The 23389-nt window shown below is 67.2% G+C and carries 22 protein-coding genes; 11 read left to right on the top strand and 11 right to left on the bottom strand.

The annotated features are described in order from the left end of the window. The first annotated feature begins 94 nt into the window (after window positions 1-94). The 3 genes from ABD231_RS33625 to ABD231_RS33615 all read left to right on the top strand — a co-directional run bounded on the left by ABD231_RS33625 (window position 95) and on the right by ABD231_RS33615 (window position 5493). A complete protein-coding gene (locus tag ABD231_RS33625; protein WP_344161245.1) occupies window positions 95-1858 on the top strand; it encodes an ABC transporter ATP-binding protein in 1764 nt (587 codons plus the stop codon). Beyond that, window positions 1855-3633: an ABC transporter ATP-binding protein gene (locus ABD231_RS33620; protein ID WP_344161243.1), complete on the top strand. Its 1779-nt coding sequence runs from the start codon at window positions 1855-1857 to the stop codon at window positions 3631-3633. Before ABD231_RS33625 ends, ABD231_RS33620 begins: the two co-directional genes overlap by 4 nt. 66 nt (window positions 3634-3699) lie before the next feature. Beyond that, window positions 3700-5493 (top strand): S9 family peptidase, encoded by a 1794-nt coding sequence (locus tag ABD231_RS33615; RefSeq protein ID WP_344161240.1) that lies wholly within the window; start codon window positions 3700-3702, stop codon window positions 5491-5493. On the opposite strand, the gene ABD231_RS33610 is transcribed toward ABD231_RS33615, so the two are convergent. The 4 genes from ABD231_RS33610 to ABD231_RS33595 form a co-directional block, all read right to left on the bottom strand. After that, window positions 5456-6382, bottom strand: a complete 927-nt coding sequence (locus ABD231_RS33610) for a S66 peptidase family protein (protein WP_344161237.1) — start codon at window positions 6380-6382, stop codon at window positions 5456-5458. The two genes, ABD231_RS33615 and ABD231_RS33610, sit on opposite strands and share 38 nt — an antisense overlap. Then, complete coding sequence (locus ABD231_RS33605) at window positions 6379-6864, bottom strand: hypothetical protein (RefSeq protein WP_344161234.1); 486 nt, start codon at window positions 6862-6864, stop codon at window positions 6379-6381. Before ABD231_RS33605 ends, ABD231_RS33610 begins: the two co-directional genes overlap by 4 nt. Before the next feature lie 33 nt (window positions 6865-6897). Further along, the gene (locus ABD231_RS33600) at window positions 6898-10218 is read right to left on the bottom strand and encodes a phosphodiester glycosidase family protein (RefSeq protein ID WP_344161231.1); all 3321 of its coding nucleotides are present in this window, start codon (window positions 10216-10218) and stop codon (window positions 6898-6900) included. Between the two features lie 98 nt (window positions 10219-10316). After that, window positions 10317-10640: a rhodanese-like domain-containing protein gene (locus tag ABD231_RS33595; RefSeq protein WP_344161228.1), complete on the bottom strand. Its 324-nt coding sequence runs from the start codon at window positions 10638-10640 to the stop codon at window positions 10317-10319. 143 nt (window positions 10641-10783) lie between these two features. Here ABD231_RS33595 and ABD231_RS33590 point away from each other — a divergent pair, with 143 nt between their 5' ends. Further along, window positions 10784-11731 carry a trypsin-like serine peptidase gene (locus ABD231_RS33590; RefSeq protein WP_344161225.1) on the top strand — a complete coding sequence of 316 codons (948 nt, stop codon included), beginning with the start codon at window positions 10784-10786 and terminating at the stop codon, window positions 11729-11731. On the opposite strand, the gene ABD231_RS33585 is transcribed toward ABD231_RS33590, so the two are convergent. The 3 genes from ABD231_RS33585 to ABD231_RS33575 form a co-directional block, all read right to left on the bottom strand. Then, entirely contained in the window at window positions 11728-12198 is a 471-nt protein-coding gene (locus ABD231_RS33585; RefSeq protein ID WP_344161223.1) for a hypothetical protein, read from the bottom strand. The two genes, ABD231_RS33590 and ABD231_RS33585, sit on opposite strands and share 4 nt — an antisense overlap. A 758-nt stretch (window positions 12199-12956) precedes the next feature. Then, a complete protein-coding gene (locus ABD231_RS33580; protein WP_344161220.1) occupies window positions 12957-14021 on the bottom strand; it encodes a glycoside hydrolase family 75 protein in 1065 nt (354 codons plus the stop codon). Window positions 14022-14103: 82 nt separating this feature from the next. Beyond that, entirely contained in the window at window positions 14104-14961 is an 858-nt protein-coding gene (locus ABD231_RS33575) for an Fpg/Nei family DNA glycosylase (protein ID WP_344161217.1), read from the bottom strand. A gap of 105 nt (window positions 14962-15066) precedes the next feature. Between ABD231_RS33575 and ABD231_RS33570 the strand changes: the two genes are divergently transcribed. Beyond that, entirely contained in the window at window positions 15067-15210 is a 144-nt protein-coding gene (locus tag ABD231_RS33570; RefSeq protein ID WP_165952523.1) for a hypothetical protein, read from the top strand. Here the strand turns inward: ABD231_RS33570 and ABD231_RS33565 are convergent. The 3 genes from ABD231_RS33565 to ABD231_RS33555 all read right to left on the bottom strand — a co-directional run bounded on the left by ABD231_RS33565 (window position 15207) and on the right by ABD231_RS33555 (window position 17367). After that, a complete protein-coding gene (locus ABD231_RS33565) occupies window positions 15207-16031 on the bottom strand; it encodes a class I SAM-dependent methyltransferase (protein ID WP_344161213.1) in 825 nt (274 codons plus the stop codon). The genes ABD231_RS33570 and ABD231_RS33565 overlap by 4 nt on opposite strands. Before the next feature lie 55 nt (window positions 16032-16086). Continuing rightward, entirely contained in the window at window positions 16087-17034 is a 948-nt protein-coding gene (locus tag ABD231_RS33560) for a DUF6528 family protein (RefSeq protein ID WP_344161210.1), read from the bottom strand. Window positions 17035-17118: 84 nt separating this feature from the next. Then, complete coding sequence (locus tag ABD231_RS33555; protein ID WP_344161207.1) at window positions 17119-17367, bottom strand: hypothetical protein; 249 nt, start codon at window positions 17365-17367, stop codon at window positions 17119-17121. Window positions 17368-17449: 82 nt separating this feature from the next. On the opposite strand from ABD231_RS33555, the gene ABD231_RS33550 reads away from it, so the two are divergent. From ABD231_RS33550 to ABD231_RS33530, 5 genes are all read left to right on the top strand, one after another. Further along, entirely contained in the window at window positions 17450-18403 is a 954-nt protein-coding gene (locus ABD231_RS33550; protein ID WP_344161204.1) for a GlxA family transcriptional regulator, read from the top strand. A 141-nt stretch (window positions 18404-18544) separates the two neighbouring features. Then, complete coding sequence (locus tag ABD231_RS33545) at window positions 18545-19627, top strand: acyltransferase family protein (RefSeq protein ID WP_344161201.1); 1083 nt, start codon at window positions 18545-18547, stop codon at window positions 19625-19627. A gap of 58 nt (window positions 19628-19685) precedes the next feature. Next, the gene (locus ABD231_RS33540; protein ID WP_344161198.1) at window positions 19686-20366 is read left to right on the top strand and encodes a PadR family transcriptional regulator; all 681 of its coding nucleotides are present in this window, start codon (window positions 19686-19688) and stop codon (window positions 20364-20366) included. A 148-nt stretch (window positions 20367-20514) separates the two neighbouring features. Next, on the top strand, window positions 20515-21495 hold the full coding sequence (locus ABD231_RS33535; RefSeq protein ID WP_344161195.1) for an ATP-binding cassette domain-containing protein: 981 nt from the start codon (window positions 20515-20517) through the stop codon (window positions 21493-21495). Further along, window positions 21495-22271 (top strand): ABC transporter permease, encoded by a 777-nt coding sequence (locus ABD231_RS33530; protein ID WP_344161192.1) that lies wholly within the window; start codon window positions 21495-21497, stop codon window positions 22269-22271. The genes ABD231_RS33535 and ABD231_RS33530 overlap by 1 nt, the downstream gene beginning before the upstream one ends. On the opposite strand, the gene ABD231_RS33525 is transcribed toward ABD231_RS33530, so the two are convergent. Next, window positions 22210-22692, bottom strand: coding sequence for an SDR family NAD(P)-dependent oxidoreductase (locus ABD231_RS33525; RefSeq protein ID WP_344161189.1), 483 nt, complete (start codon window positions 22690-22692; stop codon window positions 22210-22212). The two genes, ABD231_RS33530 and ABD231_RS33525, sit on opposite strands and share 62 nt — an antisense overlap. Before the next feature lie 72 nt (window positions 22693-22764). Here ABD231_RS33525 and ABD231_RS33520 point away from each other — a divergent pair, with 72 nt between their 5' ends. Then, on the top strand, window positions 22765-23388 hold the full coding sequence (locus tag ABD231_RS33520) for a TetR/AcrR family transcriptional regulator (protein ID WP_344161186.1): 624 nt from the start codon (window positions 22765-22767) through the stop codon (window positions 23386-23388). Window position 23389: the final 1 nt, after the last annotated feature.

Genomic DNA, 23389 nt, shown 5'->3' with positions numbered 1-23389 from the left:
GTTTGACGGACTGTCGGAGGCCCCACCTACGCTTGTTCTATTCGCCTGGTCAGGTGCCTTCCTTACCCCTCTATGCCTTCGTCTGTGGGACGTCATGTCTTTGCGCCTCATTCCGTTTGCCGACCCAGGTGTGCCAGACACCCGGTCCGGTCTCCGACTCATTCTCTGGCTCGAGCACCAGCAGCTCCGCGGTCAAGCGATCGCCGTCTTCTGGGGCTTGGTCTACTTCGGCGGGATCGCCGCCGCTCCGATCGCGGTCGGCCTGGCCGTGCAGGCGGTGATCGACCGCTCCTGGCCGAAGCTGATCCTGTCCGGGGTGCTGCTGCTCGCCTTCGGCGCGGCCAAAGCCGGAGCGGACTCGTTCTTCCACCGTGCCGTGGTCTCCAACTGGATCTGTACGGCGTCGCGCCTGCAGCAACTGCTGTTCCGCAAGGCGTCGGAGCTGGGCTCGCTGCTCACCCGGCGGATCGCGGCCGGCGAGGTGGTGGCGGTGAGCAGCGGCGATGTCGAGAAGATCGGCTGGTTCGTCGAGGTGCTCGGCCGATTCACCGCTGCGCTGCTGACCTCGTTCGCCGTGGTCATCGGTCTACTGTTCTACGAGCCGCAGCTCGGTCTGGTGGTGGCCATCGCCGTTCCGGTGCTGGCGTTCTCGATCGTGCCGCTGATGGGCCCGGCCGAGCGGCGTGCCGATGCGCAGCGCGCCAAGGGTGGTCGCGCCACCGAGCTGGCCGCGGACACCGTGGCCGGTCTGCGCGTGCTGCGCGGTATCGGCGGTGAGCAGCTGTTCCTGGACCGCTACCGCTCGGCCTCGCAGGAGTACCGAGCCAGCGCAGTCCGCAGCGCGCGGATGTGGTCGCTGATCGCCGCTCTGCAGGTGCTGATGTTCGGCCTGTTCCTGGTGCTGATCGTCTGGATGGGCGTGCGGATGGTCGCGGCCGGCCGGATCACGGTCGGTGAGCTCGTCACGACGTACGGGTTCATCACCTTCCTGCTGGTGCCGCTGCACACGTTCGAGGAGACCGCGAGCGCCTTCATCTTCTCGAAGGTGTCGGCCAAGCGGGCTGCCCGCGTGCTGTCGCTGCGCCGCACCGACGACACCATGGGTACGGCGGATGCCCAGCTGCCCGAGGGCGACCTGCACGACCCGGTGTCGGGGCTGCTGGTCCCGGCCGGCTCGTTCACCGCAGTGGTGTCGGGCGATCCGGATGCTGGCGGTCTGCTGGCCGACCGGCTCGGTGGGCACAGCCCGACAGCCGAGCCGGACGACGCTTCGGTGCAACTGGGTGGTGTCGGCCTGGACGACCTGCCGCTGGATTCGGCGCGCACGGTCGCACTGGTGCAGGACAAGGACCCGGTGCTGCTGTCAGGCACGGTGCGCGAGCTGTTCGACGTACCGGCCAGTGGTGCGGTCTCTCCGGAGACAGCGCTGGAGGCTGCACAGTGCGCCGACATCCTCGACGTACTGCGGCAGACCCTGCCTGCTGGCGAGACGGACGCGATGCAGGCGATGCTGACCGAGCGCGGCCGTTCACTGTCCGGTGGGCAGCGACAGCGCGTCGCACTCGCCCGCTCGCTGTACGTCGATCCGCAGGTGCTGGTGCTCGACGAGCCGACCAGTGCGGTCGACGCGCACACCGAGGCCCGGATCGCCGATGGACTGCGACTGTTGCGCGCCGGACGGACCACTGTGGTGTTCACGTCCAGCCCGCTGATGCTGGACCGCGCGGAGCGGGTGGTGTTCGTGCCGGACGGGCACGTCGACGCCGTCGGCACGCACCACGAGCTGGTGCGCACCAATCCGCGGTACCGCGCGGTCGTCACCCGTGAAGAAGAGCCAACTCTCGAGGAGTCGGTGTGAAGCCCCCTCTGTACGACCCGGCAGCCCCACAGGAAGTGGTCCGGCTGCCGGTGGCAAGTAGCGCAACTGTGCGCGCTTATGTGAAGACGCTGTTCCGCAGGCACCGCCGGGCGTTCGGGTGGTTGACCCTGGTGAACGCGGTGGCTGCGCTGAGCGGCATGGTCGGGCCCTGGCTGCTCGGCAACGTAGTGGAGAAGCTGTCCCAGGGGCAGAAGGACGTCGACCTGCCCTACGTGGTGCTGGGCTTCACCATCGCGCTGCTGGTCCAGACGGTGTTCGTCCGGTTGACCAGACTGCGTGGTGCGGTGCTCGGTGAGGAGATGCTCGCGGATCTGCGCGAGGACTTCCTGGTCCGCGCTGTCGGCCTGCCGCCGGGTGTGCTGGAGCGTGCCGGTACCGGTGACCTGCTGTCCCGGATCACCACCGACATCGACCGGCTCTCGCATGCCATGCGGGACGCCGTACCGCAGCTGACCATCGCCGTGCTGTGGGCCGGCCTGCTGATCGGCGCACTGATCGTCACTGCACCACCGCTCGCGGTGGCAGTGGTGATCGCGGCACCGATCCTGATCATCGGCGGCAGGTGGTACTTCCGCCGCGCGCCCCAGAGCTACCGCTCGGAGGCGGCCGGGTATGCAGCGGTCGCCTCGGCCTTGGCCGAGACCGTGGACGCCGGCCGGACGGTCGAGTCGCACCGGCTCGGCGCTCGCCGGATCGCTCTGGGCGACACCCGGATCGGTCAGTGGGTCGCCTGGGAGAAGTACACGCTGTATCTGCGGATGATTCTGTTCCCGGTGATCAACATGACGCACACGGTCGCACTGGCCGCGGTGCTGGTGATCGGTGGCGGATTCGCACTGCAGGGCTGGATCACCGTCGGTGCGCTCACCACGAGCGCGCTGTACATCCAGATGCTGGTCGAGCCGGTCAACATGATGATCCGCTGGTACGACGAGCTCCAGGTGGCGCAGGTTTCGCTCGCCCGGCTGGTCGGGGTGCGCGAGGTCGAGACCGAGCAGTCCGGTGAGGAGCGCGAGCCGGAGGGCCGGACCGTGCTGGCCGACGAGGTCAGGTTCGGCTACCTGGAAGGCCGCGACGTACTGCACGGCGTCACGCTGACCGTGCAGCCCGGAGCACGGGTCGCGCTGGTGGGCCCGTCCGGCGCTGGGAAGTCGACACTGGGCCGACTGCTGGCCGGTATCTACTCACCGCGGGTCGGTGACATCACCCTGGGTGGTGCTGCCCTCGACAGGATGTCTGCCGAGCAGGTCCGTAGTCACGTCGCACTGGTCAACCAGGAGCACCACGTGTTCGTGGGCAGTGTCCGCGACAACCTGCGGCTGGCCCGGCCGGCCGCGCCGGATGCGGAGCTGTGGGCTGCACTGCGCTCGGTGGACGCCGACGGCTGGGTGGCCGGCTTCGACGACGGGCTGGACACCGAGGTGGGCTCCGGCGGCGTCACGCTGACGCCGGCACAGGCTCAGCAGGTCGCACTGGCCCGGCTGGTGCTGGCTGACCCGCACACGCTGGTCCTGGACGAGGCGACCTCGTTGATGGACCCGCGGGCCGCTCGGCACCTGGAGAGGTCGCTGGCCGGTGTCCTCGAGGGCAGGACCGTGGTGGCGATCGCGCACCGCTTGCACACCGCGCACGATGCGGACGTGATTGCGGTGGTGGAAGACGGCAAAATTGTGGAGCTGGGCGGTCACGACGAACTGGTCGATGCCCAGGGCCCCTATGCCGCGCTGTGGCACTCCTGGCACGGCGAGCGTTAATTGATTGCAGCAAGTGGCAGGCGCGACGTCTGCCACTTGTTGCACATCGCGTGTGAGGATGAAGTTGTGCTGACTACGCTGTTCTCGATCCCGTCGTCGATGGCTCTCGATGTGAACGACGAGGGTGGGATGCTCGTCCTGTACGACGGGACCGGCGTCCGCCAGGTCAGTGAGATCACTCCGGACGGCAGCTGGCGCGCACTCACCGATCTCGGTGACACCTGCCGGCACGCGCAGTTCGTCCCGGGCAGCCGCTCCGTGATCGTCGAGCACGACAGCGGGGGTAACGAGCGCGGTCAGCTCTCGATCCTCGACCTCGACGAGCCCGGGTTGCCCACGATGACCCCGCTCGTGCACGACCTCGACTACCTGCACCACCTGGTCGCGGCGAAGCCCGGCCGGGTGCTCTACACCACCAACCGGCGGAACGGGGTCGACTTTGACCTCATCGCCCGCGACCTGGCCACCAGTGCCGACACAGCGCTGTACGACGGCGGCGGCTGGGTCATGGGTGTCAGCGCCTCGCCCGACGACCAGTGGGTCGTGCTGTGCGTCGCGAGCGCCCCAGCGAACTCCATGCAACTCCTCCTGGTCGAGACCGCGACTCAGGCGGTCACCGAGCTCACTCCGGCCGACGCACTGAACGACCAGGGCCAGGTGTCCTGGCTGCCGGACTCCTCGGCCATCGTGGTCTCCAGCGATGCCGACCGCGATCGGAAGGCACTGCGCCGATACGACCTGAGCACTGCGACCTGGAGCGACGTACTGGTCGACGATGCACACGACCTGGCCTCGTGGCTGTCGCCGGACGGCGAGCAACTGCTGGTCGCCGTGGTCGACGACGGTGAGGTGCGACTCGCGACCCACCGGCTGTCCGACGGTTCTGAGCTCGCCCGGCTGGATCTGCCGTCCGGTGGCTGCGCAGCGCTCGCCATGGCGACGCCTGACCCGGTCTGGTCGCCGGACGGGTCGTTCGCCGCGTTCACCTACAGCTCTCCGACCACACCGCCGACGGTGTACCGGTATGTCCCGGCCAGTGGCGAAACGATCGCCGTACCGGCTCCGGACATGCCTGAGGTGCCGAAGCTGACTATGCCGGAGAGCCTGCGGGTGCCGTCGTTCGACGGTGAGCAGGTGCCGGTCTTCATCTTCCGGCCCACCGGACCGGATCTGGGCTCGACCGTGCTGCACATCCACGGTGGGCCCGAGGGCGCAGCGATGCGCATCTGGCACCCGGTGATCGCCTCCCTGGCCGCCGAGGGTCACACGGTGATCGTGCCGAACGTTCGCGGCTCAGCGACGTACGGCAAGCGCTGGTACTCGCTGGACGACCGCCGGCTGCGCCTGGACTCAGTGAAGGACCTGGCCGCGATCCACGCCTGGCTGCCGACGATCGGGGCCGACCAGAGCCAAGCGGTGCTGTGGGGCGGCTCGTACGGCGGCTACATGGTGCTGGCCGGTCTGGCGTTCCAGCCAGAGCTGTGGGCGGCCGGCGTGGACATCGTCGGAATCGCCTCGCTGGTGACCTTCCTGGAGAACACGTCCAGCTACCGCCGCGCAACGCGCGAGCGGGAGTACGGCTACCTCGCGACGGACCGGGAGTTCCTGGAGACCGCCAGCCCGCTCAGCCGGGTCGACGACATCCGGGCGCCGCTGTTCGTCATCCACGGGGCCAACGACCCGCGGGTACCGCTGTCCGAGGCCGAGCAGATCACTGCGGCGCTGGAGCAGCGTGGGGTACCGTGCGAGCTGGCCGTGTACCCGGACGAGGGGCACGGGCTGGCCAAGCTGAACAACAAGCTGGACGCCTACCCGCGGGCCTTCAGCTTCCTGCGCCAGCACCTGGCCACAGTGGAGTGAGCGTCGCGGCTGTCGCGTCCAGCCGGACCGGCAGCCCAAGCGGTACGGCGAGGTTCAGGTCCTCGTGTCCGACACCAGCACCCTCCACCATCGGCAGCCCGAGTGGCTCAAGACGCTCCCGTACGACGTCCGCCGCGAGCCCCTGGTCGTCGGACTCGCTGAAATCGCCGACCACGATGCCGGTCACCTGATCGAACCACCCGGCCCGCAGGAGCTGCGTGAGCATCCGGTCGATGCGATAACCCTGCTCACTGACGTCCTCCAGTACGACGACACCGGACGGTGCCGCGTAGGTCGGCGTACCGACGCTGGTGGCGAGCAGTGCGAGGTTGCCGCCGCGCAGCACACCTTCTGCGACACCTCCGACCAGAGTGCGCGCACCGCGTGGTGCCAGCAGGTCGGTGACGCGGTGGGGCTCGAACAGCAGGTCGTGCAGGCGGGAACGTCCCTCTGCCACGCCCAGCTGCTCGACCGCGGCTGCCATCGGGCCGTGGATGGTGACGAGACCGCGGGCGTTGAGTGGCTCGTGCAGTGCAGTGATGTCGCTGAAACCGACGAACCACTTCGGTACGGCGGCCAGCTCGTCGAAGTCAACCGCGTCGAGCATCCGCTGCACGCCGTACCCGCCGCGACCGCAGAAGACCGCAGCGAACCGGTCGTCGAGCCAGGCGTCCCGGAAGTCCGTAGCTCGCGCCTTGTCCTCCGCCGCCAGATACGCGAAGCGCTCATGTCCCGCCAGCACCGACGGCATCACCTCGACCTCGAGCCCCCACTCCTTGAGGTACTCGGTCCCGATCTCGAGCCGCTCCGCCCGAATCGCCCCGGACGGCGCCACCACCGCAATCCGGTCACCAACCTGCAGGGGCCGCGGAACAGTCACATGAGTCACGCGGCAGACGCTACTCGACGCTGAGCCCACGGCCGCCGGGACCTGATCAGGAAGCCCAGCAGCACCAGAGTCAGCACCGCAGCACCGCCATCCGTGACGAGGGACGGCAGGGCTCCCACCGGGCCGAGCCGGTCGGTCGAGGCCTCGAACATCTCCGGCGGTACCGCGAAGACACCAACTGCCTGGGTCAGGTTGACCGCGATCATCAGCCAGAACAGCCAGGCCTGCTTCTGTTTGCGCAGGGCAAGGATGCCGGCCGCGTTCCCGAGGATGTAGAGGCAGCCGACGACCCGGAACCCGATGAGGAAACCGGGTGCACCAGCCTCCGCATCAGCTTCACTGCGACCGGCCAGCACCATCATCCGGACCAGCGTCTCGTGGTTGACGATCCAGAAGTTCTGCAGCGCGGTACCGATCGTGAACACGATCGAGCACACCCCCACGAGCACCTGCAACCGCGGCGTCCACCGAGTCTCCGTCATACCTCCAAGCCTCGGGACCCGGCGCACGCGCGGCTACCAGGTGACCTTCACTGTTGCTGAGGTGCTGACACCATTGACAGTGACAGTCAGTTGGGCCTCGCCGGGGCGGAGCGCGGTCAGCTGACCGCTGGCCGGGTCGTACGACGCGACTGCCCAGAAGGGGGCGGTCGCGGCGGGGCCGACGTACAGGTGAGTTGAGCCCTGCCAGTCGGCCGAGACCGGGAAGCTGACCGGCACCCGACGGCCATCCTGTACGACGGTCGCGGCGGCCGGGGCGGTCTCGCCGCGGCGCAGCGTTGTCGGGGCAGCGAGTTCGACGGTGTCGACGTGCGGGCGGAATTCCAGCTTGAGCCAGTCCCGCTTGCCGCCGACGCCAACCAAGGCCCAGCCGGTGAATCCGCCGGCATCCGGCGCGGCGGCCGGGCTCTTACCGGAGTTGCCGGTGAGGGGGAGCAGAACGCCGTCGGTGCGGGTGGCGGCGAAGGTACCTGCGTGGGCGGCCATGTAGGCGGCGCCCTTGCCGGTGCTGGCGCGGAAGTCGGCCAGCCACTTGACGATCAGGGCGGCTTCCTTGCGGTCGCCGAGCTGCGAGTTCTGCGTCGGCGAGGGGTCGTTGATCGGGTGGTGCGCCATCACGACAACGTTCCGGATCGTCTTGTTGCGCGCCGCATCATCCAACTGCGCGCGCAGGTCCAGGATCTGCGCGAATCCACCGGCACGCAGTGATCCGAGCGACGAATCACGCAGTACGAAGCGGGTGCCCTTGTGGTCGAATGTGCTGGTCGGCGCTCCGAAGACCTTCGTCCACTCGGACAGGTCGCCAGGCCCGTAGCTCTCGTGGTTGCCCGGCACGTAGTGCACCGGCACCTTCCCGCCGACCTCTTCGTCGAGGATCTGCTTGGCCAGCGCGATGTCGGGCCCGAACGCCCGGTCGACGAAGTCGCCGTTGATCACCAGGAAGTCCGGGTGCTGCGCGAGCGCCTCGCGGATCGTGCGGCGGGCCTGCTTCACGTAATCGGAGTTCGGGTCGTCGGCGGTGAACTGCGCATCCGACATCACCGCGAACCGCCAGCGCCCGCCGCCTGTGGCGGTCCCGTCGGTGACCACCATCGGGTCGATCACCTTGGCCGGTGGCGTCAGCGTCACCGAGGGCGCGCTGCGGACAGTCAGGTCGTCGATGACGATTCGTCCGGCGTACTGCCGCGTCGGCACGGTCTCCACCACGTAGATCCGCCAGAACCGCAGCGGCATCGTCAACCCGGCCGGGATACTCGCCTCGACGTACTTCCAGCCGACCCAGTCCACCGACGCCGCGAGGTTCACCGTCTGCGCGGAACCACCGGCCCCGTCGTACGCGTTGGCTCGCAACCACGCGCCCTTGCCGTCGCCGTACACCCAAGCTCCGAGCTTCTGCGGCTGGCCGGGCAGCGTCTGCTGCGGGGTCTGCGCCAGGTACGCCGCTCGGGTCGCCGTACTGCCGGTGAGCGAGTAGTCGAGGGCGATCGCCTGCCCGCCGTCGTGGCCTTCCGCGGCCGACCGCGATGCCGTTGCAGCACCAGCCGGTACGGCGTTGGCCGCCCACTTGGTCACGTCGTCGAGCTCGTCCACGACTGTGCTCGCGAGCCCGGCCGTGACGCTCAGCTGCGTGCTCAGTTTGCCGACTGTCGCGGTGACCACGGCCGACGTCGCTTCGTTGCTCAGGGCATTCACTTCGAATCCATTGCCCTTGGCAACCACATTCAGGACGGCCGGGTCGTAGGTCAGTTTCACGTCCCGCGGTTCGATCCAGGTCGAGAACCCGTCGGCGTCGTACCCGTCGATCTCGAAGAAGCCCTTGGCCGCGGAGTCGGCGAGCGACACCTGCCGGCTCGACGGCGCCAACCGGACCGGCACACCCAGCACTGTCATCGGGAACCTCCCATTCGCCGTCCCGCGGACCGCGCTGACCACGGCATCCCCAGCTCGCCGGCCAGTCACGACACCACGCTGATCGACGCGCACCGCGTTCCCGCCGAACCAGTACGGCGTACCGGTCGCGGGCGCGTAGGTTTCGTCATGGCCGGTTGCGGTGAGCACTCGGCTCAGGCCGCTGAGGACGCGGGAGCTCCGGGACAGATCGGCGTCCACGTCGGCGGCCGCCGTACCGGCTGCTTCGATGCGGAAGCCCTGGAGTCGGCCGGAGCCCTTCACCGGGACCAGGCCGAGGCCGTTCGGAACCAGTCGCTCGCCGCCGTCGGACGGATCGTTCACGACTGATGGTGAGGCTTTGCCCGGGGTGCGTGCGAGCATGGTCGAGGACCCGCCGCCGTCGAGGTTCAGCGCGTCGTCGGCCCCGAGGCCGATCATCAGCTGGCCCATCTCCTTCAGCGACAGCCCGCGTGATCCGGTCGCCCGGCCGTCGACGGTGAGCAGGATCATCCGGCTTCCGTCGGCGTCGAACCCGATCGCGGTCCGCGGCGCCAGGTCCGAATCCGGTACGTCGGCCGGTACCGAACCGTCCTTCGCCAGCTGCACGTTCCCGCTGACCGCCACGGCGACCTTCGACGCATCCGGCCGCAGTCCGTACTCCACGTCGACCTTGTCGCCGACCTCGAACGCGGTGAGCGCGTCGGCGCCGGCTTCGCGACCGATCAGCGCCTGCTCGTTGGCGGCCAGCGGAGTTGTCCCCGGCGTTGTCGTCGATGAGACGACCACCTTGTCGCGGAGGATGACCTCGCGCACGGTCGGCAGCCCGTCGACGGTTCGGGTCCGGGCCACGTCACCCCATTCGGGGGTGTAGAGGCCGATGCCGCCGGAGTTGACCGACGGTGAGTTCAGGTTCGTCACCGCGAGCTTCACCGCGTCGTCGTCGGTCGCGGTCCCTTGCAGGAAGAGCTGGGCGATCTGGCCGAGGCCGTCCTTGCCGATCACCGCGCTGTCGTTGTGCCCGGCGGCGGGCGCGTTGATCAGCCGGCCGCCCTGCTCGACGCCGACACCGAGGGGCGCGGTCGTGTCGTTGATGTCGAAGAAGTCGCCGTTGACCCCGGCGATCGCACCCTTGCGGGCGAGTTGCTGACTCAGCGGGGCGCCGCCGGAGACCTTGCCGGTGTTGACGTAGTCGACCGTCACACCGTGCTTGTCGAGGTCGGTCGTGAGCAGGTCGCCGCGCAACCAGCCGCGCGGATCGAGCCGCTCGAACGAGGTGTAGGTGACACCGGGCGCGACCGGGCTGTCGTCGCGGCTCGCGACCACGCCGTCGCCGGCTAGTCCGGCTCCGGGCTCGGGAGCCGAATCGGCGTGCGCCGGGGTTAGTGCGACACCGGCGAACAATCCGGCGACAGCGAGCGCAGTACAGGCGGGACGGACGATCGGCACAGCAGCCTCCACGGTTAGACCGCGCTAATTTGTTCAGCGGTGACAAAGTAACGTCATCGGTGAACAAGTGGAAGCTTTTCTTCCCTAACAGCAGATGATCAGTCGGTGCTGACCGGTTTGCCCTGGGTCTGCCAGGCGTGCATGCCGCCGTCGAGGTTGATCGCCTCGCGGCCGACCGAGTTCAGGAACTGGGTGGCCATCCCGGACCGGCCGCCGACCGCGCAGACACAGAGGACCTTCTGGTCGTTCGGCACCTCACCGACCCGCTGCTGCAGGTCACCGAGCGGGATGTGCGTGGCGCCCTCGATATGTCCACGCGCCCACTCGTCCGGCTCGCGCACGTCCAGGACGAACGCCTCCGCGAGCAGCGCGTCATCGAGCTCGGCCACCACGACCGACGGGATCTGCTGATTCTGGAACATGCCCCCGATGATGTCAGATCTCACAATGGTTCACGCTTCAGCCGTTGAATTATGAGAGCGCTTCCCTTGTACTGGGCGTGATCGGACCGGTGAGGACCGTGACCGATCGGACTCTGTTTCCGCCCCGATAGAGGAGTCACTTCATGCGCAACGCCATGCCCAGATTCGCGCGGCTGTTCGTCGCCGGGGTGCTGATCAGCTCCTCCGCGGTGGCCACCGCGGTCGCCGCGCCACCCAGCACCCCGGCCGCCGCCCCCGCGGCCGGGACCACCTCGATCCAGGCGCCGCCGCAGGCCAAGACCAACTACTGGACCGCCGAGAAGATGGCCAACGCCATTCCGTACGACCTGCCGCCCAACGCCAAGGGCATCCAGGGCAAGGCCGTCAACAACACCAGCGGCGTCGCGTCGCACCCGGTCGCGCCCAAGGGCAACAGCACGATGGCCGACCCGGTCCCGAGCACCGCGGGCAAGCTGTTCTTCACCATCGGCAGCGCCAACTACGTCTGCTCGGCATCGACGATCAACAACAACTACAAGAACCTGATCATCACCGCCGGCCACTGTGTCCACAGCGGCGCCGGTGGCGGCTGGCACGGCAACTTCGTCTTCGCCCCCGCCTACTACAACGGCAACTCCGGCTACGGCTCCTACAACTGGAGCAACGCCCGCACCTTCAACTCGTGGATCAACAACAGCGACTTCAGCCACGACCAGGCGTTCATCACCCTCCAGAAGCGCAACAACGTCAACGTCGTCGACGCAGTAGGCGGCAACGGCCTCGTCTGGGGCAACGGCCGAGCCCAAGCCAACACCCGAATCTGGGGCTGGCCCGCCGAACCGCCGTACAACGGCCAGGTCCCCTACTACTGCGACGGCAACACCTACGCCTGGGGCTCCACCGACGCAGCCCTCACCTGCAGCATGAACGGCGGCGCCAGCGGCGGCCCCTGGCTCAAAGACCGCATCAACGCCAACCTTGGCTACGTCTTCGCCGAAACCTCCCGCCGAACCACCAGCGGCACCCCCACCCTCCTAGCCACCCCCAACTCCGGCGACGTAAAAACCATGTTCGACCAAATGACCACCTAGCCCAACCCGCGCAGGTAGATGCCACAGTCGGTGGCCAGGCGGATGACTTGGTCGGCGACGACGGCGAGGGACTGCTGAGCGTCGATCGGATGAGCGCCGACGGCGAGCATTTCGGCTTCCAGTCGAGGGCGCCAGTCGAGGGACCACTGCAGGGTCGCCGGGGTCTTGCCGAAGTCGTTGTTGCGGTTCGGGTCGGTCAGTCGCTGGGTCATGGTTGGTTCGTCGACCTGGAGCAGGATCAGCAGATCGAACCGGGCGAGGTGGTCGCCCATGTTCGCGGCCGTGCCACAGACTGCCACCGGGTGCTGGCGTGACTCCGCCAGCACCTGGTCGACTTGCTCGGCTCCCCAGTGCCAGCGGTGTCGCTGGATCCACTCCATCGACGGCATGTCCGCGGGAAACGCCACCGGCGTCCCATCCGGGTCCTCCCACCGGGCCAGGACAAAGTCCGCATCAACCGAACGCATCCCCCGCCGCCGCAACTCCTCCGCAACCGACGACTTACCAGCACCCGGCCCCCCCAACCACCAGCACCGATCCCATCCCCCCAGCGTCACCTGCAGCCTCGCCCTCCGCAACGCGGTTTCCAGGGCTTAGCTGCCCGGGCGGCATGTTCGACACCCTCGCCAAGCGCCAAGGATCCTCCGACCGACAGGACGTATACCCGCACCGAACGCCGTCGCCGCGCTCAAGGGTCACCGGCCAGGCGTTCGAGCAGGGGTATACGTCCTGTTCTTCGGAAGATGCGTCGGGAAGGACACGTAGTAGTCACCTCGTGGGACATGCCTGACGCCTGGGGAAGAACTGTCGGGCGGGTGACTGGGTACTACTACATGTTGTTACCGACAAGCCAGGTGGATGCCGGAGTTGGTGGCTAGGTGGGTTACTTGGTCGGTGACGGCGGCGAGGGGTTGGTGGACGTCGATCGGGTGGGCGCCGGCGGCGAGCATGTCGGTTGCCCGGGCGGCATGTTCGACGGCCTCGCCAAGCGCCGATGATCCTCCGACCGACAGGACGTATACCCGCACCGAACGCCGTCGGCGCGCTCAAGGGTCACCGGCCGGGCGTTCGAGCAGGGGTATACGTCCTGTTCTTCGGGTGATTCGTCGGGTAGGACACGTAGTAGTCGCCTCGCGGGACATGGGCCGCGCCTGCGGAAGGGCGGTCGGGGTGGCCTGCTGGGGACTACTACGTGTCGTTGGCGACGGGCGGTTGCGGGTGGGGGTTAGTTGGTGTTGATGAAGGTTCGGGCTAGTTCTTGGCCTCGGGTGGTGGCTAGGGATTGGTTTTCTATGGGGTTGATGGTGGAGTTTTTGAAGACTATGTAGGTGACTGGGCCGTCGGTGCCGCCGTTGGCTGGGTTGGGGTTGATGCCTAGGGCTACGGCTGAGGCGTAGGAGGCTTCGCCGATGATGTCGGTGGGGCCGGTGTCACCTACGACGGCGTATTTGACCTGGTTGTTGTAGATGACGGCTACTACACCGCCGCCGGCGATCTGGAAGTTGCGGTAGTCCCAGGTGCTGCTGGGGCTGGGGACAACTACGTACGGGAGTTGGGCTGCGTTCAGCGGCTGGTCCGTTGACGTGTGGAAGGCCGTGTCGGGCTGGAACCAGGGGTCGGTCTGTTCGTTGCACTGGGTGGTGCGGAGGCCGTCGCAGTCGATGTCCATGTCGGCTTTCCAGAAGACGGCGCCGTTCTTGCCGCAGACCGGGATGGTGCGGGCTAGTTCGGTGTCGGTTTTGTAGGTGCCGTTGGAGATTTGACTGCAGCTGGTCACCTTGGCCAGCAGTTCGGCGGCGGTCGGCGCGCCACCACCTCCGCCCGAGTCCGTGACGGTGAGCGAGTCCAGGTTCGGGCCGCCGTTCGCGGTGGTGGCGGTGGCCTTGATCGTGTGCGAACCGGCGGACAGGTTGGTGTTGACCGTGCTGGTGTTCCAGGTGGTCCAGGCGCCGGTTCCGGCGAACTGCGGAGTGGCGACTGTCGTGCCGTCGACCGCGATGGTCATCGGCCGATTTACCGTTGTCCCGTTGGCGAATCGGAACGCCAGTGAGGCATTGCCACTAGCGCCGACATTGACGGTGAAGGTGACCGACGAGCCGGTCACGTTGTCGTAGTTGACGAACCCGGATCCGGTGAACCCGGCGTGGTTCGACTCCACCACGCCTTGGGATCGGGCCGCGTTCTCAGCCTCGTACGACGTGGTCGCGGCCTGAACAACAGACGCGATCGTGGGGATCAGCAGCGCGCTGCCAACCAGGGCGAGGGCAAATGCGATGGGGCGGAAACGCATCGTGCACACCTCCGATAGTTAAGAAACTTTCCTAACTGTCGGAAGACGGTTTCCCACTGTCAATACTTCGTGGGTTCCGGAACTACTTGAGGAGTTTCGACAACCGCCGGTCGGCCAGCGGTTTGCCGCCGGTCTGGCAGGTCGCGCAGTACTGCAACGACGAGTCGGCGAAGCTCACCTCGCGCACCACATCACCGCAGACCGGGCACTTCTGGCCGGTCCGCCCGTGCACCCGCAGGCCGGACTTCTTCTCCGACTTCAGGTCCTGTACGGCGAGGCCGGCGGACCGGTTGACCGCGTCCTGCAGGGTTTCGCGCATCGCGTCGTACAAGGTCTGCAGCTCGTCGTCGGTCAGATTCGACGCGGGCTTGAACGGGCTCATCTTCGCAACGTGCAGGATCTCGTCGGAGTAGGCATTCCCGATCCCGGCAATCACTGACTGATTGCGCAGCACGCCCTTCAGTTGCACACGGCCGGCCTTCTTGAGGATCGCGCCGAACTCCTCGATGGACAACGAGAACGGCTCCGGCCCGAGTCGCGCGATCCCCGGCACCTCGGCCGGATCACGAACGACGTACACCGCCAACTTCTTCTGAGTACCGGCCTCGGTCAGGTCGAACCCCGACCCATCATCGAACGCCGTCCGCAACGCGATCGGCCCTTTGCCGGGCCGGATCAACGCGGTGGACTGCTCGTCACGCCAGCGCAGCCAGCCCGCCCGGGCCAGGTGGATGACCAGGTGGACACCCTGCGCCGAGAAGTCCAGAAACTTCCCGTGCCGCTGGACGTCGTCGATCAGCAACCCGACCAGCGCCGAGACCGGCGGATCGTACGTCTTCAGGGCGCTGATCGCGGTGATGTCGGCGCGCACGAACGCCCGCCCGACGGCGCGCTCCCGCAGGAACACCGCCAGCGACTCGACCTCCGGCAACTCAGGCACGATCCCAGTGTGCCCGATACCAGGGACAGTTTCGGGTCTTCACCCATGGGAACGGGTTGTGCAGGCCGCTAGTGTCGAGAGCAATATCAACGAAGGAGGCCCCCGATGGGAGGCTTGGTGAAGAACTTGCTGAAGGGCGCTGTGGTCGCCAAGGTGGTTCAGGTTGCGCAGCGTGAGCTGAGCAAGCCGCAGAACCAGCAGAAGATCAAGCAGGCGTTCCAGAAGATCCAGCAGCGCCGCTCGCACTAGTTCAGCGGCTTGTGCGCCTGCAACGTGTAGGTGGCAGCCAGACGCTCGGGGTTGTCGGTGAGACGCCACTCACCGGCACCATCCACGGTCATCAGACCGTCCAGACCACACCAGGGCGCACTGTCGTGCTCGGCCAGTGAGTCGAACACCAGCCCCGCGCTCTGTACGGCGGTGATCGTCTCGCCGAGCCCGTGGTTCCAGTCGTGCGTGGTGTTCGTGGTGAACTCGACGTCGGTCTCGACGTAGGTGCCGCCCTCATCGAAGACCGTCGCTTCCGCCATCTCGAAGTACGGGTACTTCAACGCGACCTCGCGATTGATCGACTCCAGCGCCCACAACATCGGGTGTCCCTCACGGACGAAGAGCCGACCGCCCGGCTTGAGCAGGCCGGCCACGGTCTGAGCCCACCGGTTGATGTCGGGGATCCAGCACAGCGCCCCGATCCCGGTGTACACCAGGTCGTACGTCGACGCCCCGAGCACCTCGACCGCGTCGTACACGTCGGCCACATGGAAGTCGGCCTCGAGCCCCAGCCGATCCGCAAGGCCTTGTGCTGCTTCGATCGCGGGCGGCGAGAAGTCCAGACCGCTCATCCGCGCCCCGAGCCGCGCGAGTGACAGCGTGTCGGTGCCGATGTGGCACTGCAGGTGCACGCCGCGCAGCCCGGAGATGTCGCCGAGCCGCGGCTGGTCGAAACGGACAACCTCACTCAGGTACGACGGATCCGTCTCGAAGTCGGCCACGTGATAGCCGGGAGAGGCCACGTGGGCGGGGACTCGCTCGTCCCAGCTGGCTCGGTTGATCTCGCGGTAGTCGGTCACCGCCCGACTGTGACACAGCCGGGCGGTGGTTCTCGATCGAATTTGCCCGAATGGTCTACTCGAAGGCAGTGGTCCAGATGCGGGCCTTGTAGAACTGCGCACCCGATCGCGCACGATCCGGCGACTGCGAGAAGCGGACCGTCTTGTTCGCCCAGTCGCGCGGCTGGGTGCCGTCGCCGCGGATCGACACGACCTCACCCGACGAGTGCTTCACGTACGACTTCACCTTGGTCTCCGAGGAGATCTTCCGGCTGCGGAAAGTACCGCCGTCGGTGAGCAACTCGTAGACACCCTTGGTCGCCGTCATCAGCATCTTGTGCTTGTTGGTGTAGTCGGGCTGCAGGTCGTGGCCGAGGTTCCCACTGCCGAGGCTGAAGTGGGCGGCGTACTTGAGCCGGGTATTCCGGCCGCTGCCCATCACCGCGTAGTGGCTGAACCGGTTCTTGCCGATCACCCACAGCAGCTGGAACGTCGGGTCCCACAGCACCCCGTGTGCACCGGCGTAGTCGACCGTCTGCACCTGCTTCAGACTGCCCAGGTTGCCGACGCTGGTCGGCGCGTACAGCGTGAGCTTGCCGTCGGAACTCGCCACGATGACCGAGCCGTTCCCCGGTACCCGCTCGATCGCGTGGGGGTTGCCACCCGGCGTCGCGCTCCACTTCAGGTCGTTGCCCTCGGTGTGCTTCTCGCTGCCGATGTCGACGATGCCCGCCTTGCCGCCGGACGCGGCCACCAAGGCGATCCAGCCCTGCGCCTCGGTGGCGCGGATCTTCACGTCGCTCAGGTTCGCCCACGCGCCGCCGCCCGGAGTGAAACTCCAGTGCACGTTCGCGTCGGTGAACGCCTTGTTCTTCGGGAAGACGAGCACCTTGTTCTTGGTCTGCTCGGTGGTGGCCACGTAGTAGTTCGCGGCCGCCACCGCCTCCTGCTGCCCCAGTAGTGTCGCCGCCGGCGCGGCTACCGCTGCCGCCGCCAGCCCTTGCAGGAACGTCCTGCGCTGCATCAACCTGTCTCCTCGTCGTCGAGAGCGTGATCTTGAGGTTCTTAGATCAGCCAACCCGACAGTTGGTTCACGAGTAGACCAAAGTCACGCGGCGTGACGTCCGTGATGGGTGAGACGGGCCACATGGATCCGGTGTACGGCGGCCTCGGTGGCCGCCGGCTTGTGGGTGAAGGGCTTGGCCGACGCGCCGAGGGCGAGCAGGTCGAGCTTGGTCCGGGCCACGTCACGGTCGTCGGCCGAGCCGGCCAGCTCGGCGGAGTGCCGCCGGTGGCTCACCTCGAGCGCCGCGATCAGGGCCAGTACGAGTACTACGATCACCACGATTCCGTTCATGGCAGTAATCATGCTACCAACCAGATTCCGCCACCACTGGCACTATTGACATACTCCATCAAATTCCTGCCATACTGGCTGAATGCTGCGCAAGATCGCCGTCGTACTGATGGAAGACGTGGCCCTGTTCGAGTTCGGTGTGGTCTCCGAGGTGTTCGGGATCGACCGCACCGACGACGGGGTGCCGCCGTTCGACTTCAAGGTCTGCTCGGCTCAGCCGGGCGTGCCGATGTCCACCAGCAGCCACTCCGCGGTCATCGCGCCGTACGGGCTGGAGGAGATGGAGGACGCCGACCTGATCGCGTTGCCGGCGACGACCTGGCGGCATGCGTACGACGAACGCATCCTCGACGCGCTGCGGCGAGCCGAGGCCCGCGGCGCGATCCTGCTGACGGTCTGCTCGGGTGCCTTCGTGCTCGGCGCGGCCGGGCTGCTCGACGGCCGGCGGTGCACAACGCACTGGCGCTACGTGAAGAAGTTCGAGGGGCAGTTCCCGCTGGCCAAGCTGGATGCGGATGTCCTCTTCGTCGACGACGGCAACATCATCACCAGCGCCGGCACCGCGGCCGGGATCGACGCCTGCCTGCACCTGGTACGGCGCGAGCTCGGCAGTGCCGTGGCGACTCGCATCGCCCGCCGGATGGTCGTCCCGCCGCAGCGCGACGGCGGCCAGCGCCAGTACGTCGAGGTTCCGGTTCCCGAGTCGTCGGGCGAGAGCCTGCAGCCGGTGCTGGACTGGATGGTCGACAACCTGACCGTCGATCACACCGTGCCGGCCTTGGCCCGCCAGGCTCAGATGTCGGAACGCACCTTCGCCCGGCGCTTCGTCGCCGAGACCGGGACCACGCCGCTCAAGTGGGTCACCACCCAGCGAGTACTGCGGGCCCGGACACTGCTCGAGCAGACCCGGATGGGGATCGAGCAGATCGCCGCCGAGTCCGGATTCGGCACGGCCGCGCTACTGCGACACCACTTCCGCCGAGTCGTCGGCGTACCGCCTCAGGACTATCGGCGCACGTTCCGCACCACAGCGTGACCGGACGTGATCTGATGCACACGATTTGCAACCACCCCGGGGCGTCCCACTAGGATCACTGAAGTATCACGGGGGGATAACGGGTACTCGGGGGGACACGGCCGAAATTGATTCGGCGAGTCGAGCCAAGCTGGAGCTTCTGTGTCCACGCCGTCCCCGCCCCGGGTCCCGTCGGCGCGCCGTTTGAGCTGGGACGTTGTCCGCGTCCTCGCCGTTCTGGCCGTCGTTTTCACCCACACCACCTACATGGGTCCCTTCCTCCATCCGGAGCTCGGTGCACCCCTCACTCCACATCCCTTCCAGGTCGGCGCCAGCATCCTGCTGGTGATCAGCGCGTACTTCGTCTGCGTCACGGTCCGGAAGGACGGATCCACCCTCCGCTGGCTGTGGCGGCGCTACGCGCGGGTGGTCCCGCCGTACCTGGCGGCCGTCGTCATCACCTACACCGCGCTGGTGCTGTTCGGGCCGAGCAAGTGGACGCTGCCCACGCCCCATGACCTGTGGGGCAATCTCACGCTGACCAGCTCGTTCGACCCGACCGTGCGGATGATCGACGGTTCGTACTGGACGCTGCCGCTGCAGTTGATGGCCTTCACCGCCGCCGCTGTTCTCTGGCCGCGGGGCGCCGCGACCGGTCACCGAATCACCGCGCTGCTCTGGGTGATGATCCTGGCGCCGGTGATCCTGCAGTGGAACGACCGGATCGCGAACAGCCCGCTCTGGGTGATCCAGATCTGGAACGGCCTGGGCATCCACCGGCTGCAGTTGTTCGCCATCGGCATCGCCATCTGGCTCTGGTCGAAGCATCGGATCGGTTTCGTGCATCTGGGTGCGCTGCTCGTCGCGACCGTGTTCGCGCACCACGCGCAGACTGACGACCTACCGTCCTCGCTCGGCATGGGCGTCCTGCTGGTGGTCGTCGCCGGGGCGGCCCGCGGGCCGGACTGGACTATCTTCGAGCCAGTACGCCGACCGATCGAGTTCCTGGCGAAGATCTCGTTCGGGATCTACCTGCTCAACCAAGAGCTCGGCTATCTGGTCGCTTGGCACCTGATGGAACTGGGCGTCGGCCGGGTCGGCCAGATCGCCGGCGCGGTCGCTGCGGCAATCCTGCTGGCCTGGCTGCTCACCCGATACGTCGAACAACCGGCGTACAGGCTGTTGACCACCCTGAAGCCGGTACGGCGACTCGGAGTGCGCGCGGCGGCCTGGCTGACTACTTGACATCGGATACCCGTGAGCTAATACTCGATCTCGAATAGTCGAGATCGAGGAGTGAGTCATGGCGAAACGCAAGGTGGCGAACCCACTCGCCTTCGCCGTGCTCGGCAGCCTGTCCGAGCGCCCGATGCACCCGTACGAGATCTCGACGACCCTCCGGAGCCGCGGCAAGGACTCCAGCATCAAGCTGAACTACGGCTCGCTGTACTCCGTCGTCGGCGCTCTGGAGAAGCACGGCTTCATCGAGGCGCAGGAGACCCTCCGGGACGGCAATCGCCCGGAGCGGACGGTCTACCGGCTCACGAAGGCCGGTGAGGCCGAGTTCGCGGACTGGCTGACCGAGCTGATTGGATCACCGGCGCGCGAGTTCCACCCACTGGAGGCCGGCCTGGCGTACATGCCGGGCCTGCAGCCTGACCGGGTGGTCGAGTTGCTCGAGCAGCGCCTCAAGGCGGTCGACGCGGAGATCGAGCAGATCGTCGCGGCGCATGAGCAGATGGTGGCGATGGATTTCCCGCGCGTCTTCTGGGTCGAGTCGGAGTTCCGGCTGGCCCTGCTGAGGGCCGAGTCGGCGTACGTCCATCAGCTCGCCGACGAGATCCGGACCGATGCACTGAGCGGCTCGGGCTTCTGGCGACAGGCGTGGAAGACCTCGATCGAGCAAGGCATCAGTCCGGCGGATCAGCTCAAGGATCCGGTCAAGTACTTCGGCCAGGAGTTCGCCTGGATGAAGCAGGAGTAAGAACGGCCCCGACCCCACGGCGCGGCAACGCCAAGGGTCAGGGCCGCAGTTTCCTCAGAGTCGGTCCGAAGACCGGATATCCAAGGGCACACCATCAGGATAGCCAGACCCGGACCGGCTCCCCATCACACAGAGGGAGTCATCACCCATGGCTACGCATGCCCTGGAAGCAGCTGAACTGGTCAAGACGTATCCGGCCGGTCGCCGGAAACCACCGCTCCGAGCGCTCGACGGACTGACCTTCAGCGTCGGCGAAGGCGTCGTACTCGGCCTGCTCGGTCCGAACGGCGCCGGCAAGTCGACCACCGTCAAGATCCTCACCACGTTGTCCCGGGCCGACTCCGGGACCGCCCGGGTCGCCGGGTACGACGTGATTCGCGAGCAGGGCAAGGTCCGGCACGCGATCGGCTACGTGCCGCAGAAATCCAGTTCGGACCCGATGGCCACCGGGATCGAGAACCTGGTGCTGGGCGGCCGGATCTTCGGTCTGTCCCGGACGGACGCCGTACGGCGGGCCACCGAACTGCTCAAGCGGTTCGGCCTGACCGAGTTCGGTGATCGTCAGGTCAAGACGTACTCCGGCGGAATGCAGCGCAAGCTGGATGTCGCGCTCGGTCTGGTGCATCGGCCTCAGGTGTTGTTCCTCGACGAGCCGACGACCGGGCTCGATCCGGAAGCCCGTGCGGACCTGTGGACTGAGGTCGGACGACTGGCCGGTTCCGAGGGCCTGACTGTCTTGCTCACCACGCATTACCTCGAGGAGGCCGATCGGCTGGCCGACCAGCTCGCGATCGTCGACCACGGCAAGATCGTTGCCGAAGGCACCCCGGAAGGCCTCAAGTCCGAGCTGCGCGGCGACTCGGTGCATGTGGAACTCGTCGACGCCGATACCGACGGGACGGTCCGAACATTACTGGGCCAACTCCCCGGCATTGCGGAAATAGTTGTCGAGGGCAAGGTATTGCGGGCGCGCGTCGACCACGGCGCGACGGCAGTCCCCGCCGTACTGGGAATCCTTGAGGACAAGGCGATTCCGGTGTCCGCGGTGACGGTCTCGCGGCCGTCGCTGGATGACGTGTACCTGAACTACACGGGTCGTTCGTTCCAGGCAGCTGAGGAGGCGGCGTGATGACCACTGCAGTTGCACACACCCGATTCATCACCGGTCGCTGGCTGCGCGCGTCGTACCGGCAACCGGCGCTGATCATCTTCACCCTGGTTCAACCGGCAATCTGGCTGCTGCTGTTCGGGCAGGTGTTCCAGGGGGTCGTGCAGATCCCCGGGTTCGGCGACTCGTCGTATATCGCCTTCCTGACCCCGGGCATCGTGATGATGACCGCGCTGATGTCGAGCGGCTGGAGCGGTACGACGTTCATCGCGGATATGGAACGCGGTGTGATGGACCGGCTGCTGGCGTCCCCGGTGAGTCGGGGCGGACTGATGGCCGGGCAGCTGATCAGCAACGCGACCAACACATTGATCCAGACCGTGCTCGTGTTCGCGATCGGGATCGCTGCCGGAGCCCGGTACGACGGCGGCGCAGCCGGCTACGCGGTCACGGCTGTCGCGTCGATGCTGATCGGGATCGCGTTCGGTTCGCTGTCGAACGCGGTTGCGCTGCTGACCCGGCAGCAGGAGGCGTTGATCGGCATCTCGCAGTTCGTGTCGCTGCCGCTGACGTTCATGTCGTCGATCATGATCGACCCGAAGGTGGCACCGCACTGGGTGTCGGTCGCCGCCCGGTTCAACCCGGTCGACTGGGCCGCGGTCGCCGCCCGGCAGGCGCTGGCCGCCGACCCGGACTGGTCGTCGGTGCTGCGCCACGGCGGTTATCTGGTGGCATTCACGCTGATCGTCGCGTGGTTGTCGACTCGCGCTTTCCGCACTTACCAGCGGTCGGTCTAAGTACGGTCCTCGACCCAAGGGGCTGCAACCCCTTGGGTCGAGAACCAGCTTCGGTGTGGGCGGCGACGATCGCGTCCGCCGCTTCCCAGGGTTCGGCCGCGGCGTCCGGGCGGACGATCGCCCCGGACCGCTGGGCGCTGAAGTGCGTGAGTACGGCGTCCTCGATCGCACGATCGCTGGTGGTGTTAACGAGAACATCGAGGCGGTGATGGTAGCCGAGAATGCCCGCCACGGCGTGGTCGGCGCGCTCCGGAGCGAACCCGAGCGCCTCGACCTGCCGGGGGAAGGCGCCGACCAGGTCGTACACGGACTCCGGCTCCCGGGCGGCAGCGACGACGACCGCGCCGGACGCGGCAGCTGCGGCCACGATCGAGCGACCCAGCGCGCCGTCCGCCCCGGTCACCAGCCAGACCTTCGCCATCCGTGCTTCCCCTCGGTCTCCATAGCCCACCCTAAGTCAGACTCTAGTCCAAGTTGATGACATAGTCTGCAAATGGACTCTGACTCGGCAATAGTCGATGCTGCCCCGCTGGGCCGCCGGGAGCGGAGCAAGGCGGCGCTGCGGCAGCGACTGCTGGAGGCGGCACTGGCTGCCTTCGCCGAGAAGGACTACCGGTCCGCCACCATCGACGAGATCGCTGAACGCGCCGACGTCGCCCGGGCCACGGCGTTCAACCACTTCCCGCGCAAGGAAGATTTCCTGCTCGCGCTCATCCTGAGGCGGCGGCAGAGCGTGCGCGAAGGGCTCGAGCAGCTCCTCGAGGCCGGCGACCGGCCAGTGCTCGACGTCATCCGGACCGTGGCCAAGGCGGCCGTCGACTCCTACGAGGCCAACCGGCACACCAACCAGGCGATGATGCGCGCGATGCTGCAGTCCGGCGTGATGGCCACGTCCGGCTCGCACGCGACCGGCCTGCTCTTCGGCAAGGCGATCGCCCTCGGCCAGGAGCGCGGCGAGATCCGTACCGACCTGGATCCCTACGCGATCGGCAACGTGATCTTCGACAGCTACACCGGCATCCTCTATCGCTGGGGACTCGGTGAGCTCGACGGTCCGCTCCAGCAAGCGTTCGACACTTCGCTTGAAGTCGTGGTCGCGGGAATTTCACTGCGCTAGC

Source organism: Kribbella yunnanensis (assembly GCF_039529655.1).
GTDB classification, from domain to species: Bacteria; Actinomycetota; Actinomycetes; order Propionibacteriales; family Kribbellaceae; genus Kribbella; species Kribbella yunnanensis.
Note: the sequence above shows the minus strand (reverse complement) of the source record. Positions and strands in the feature narration are given on the sequence as shown.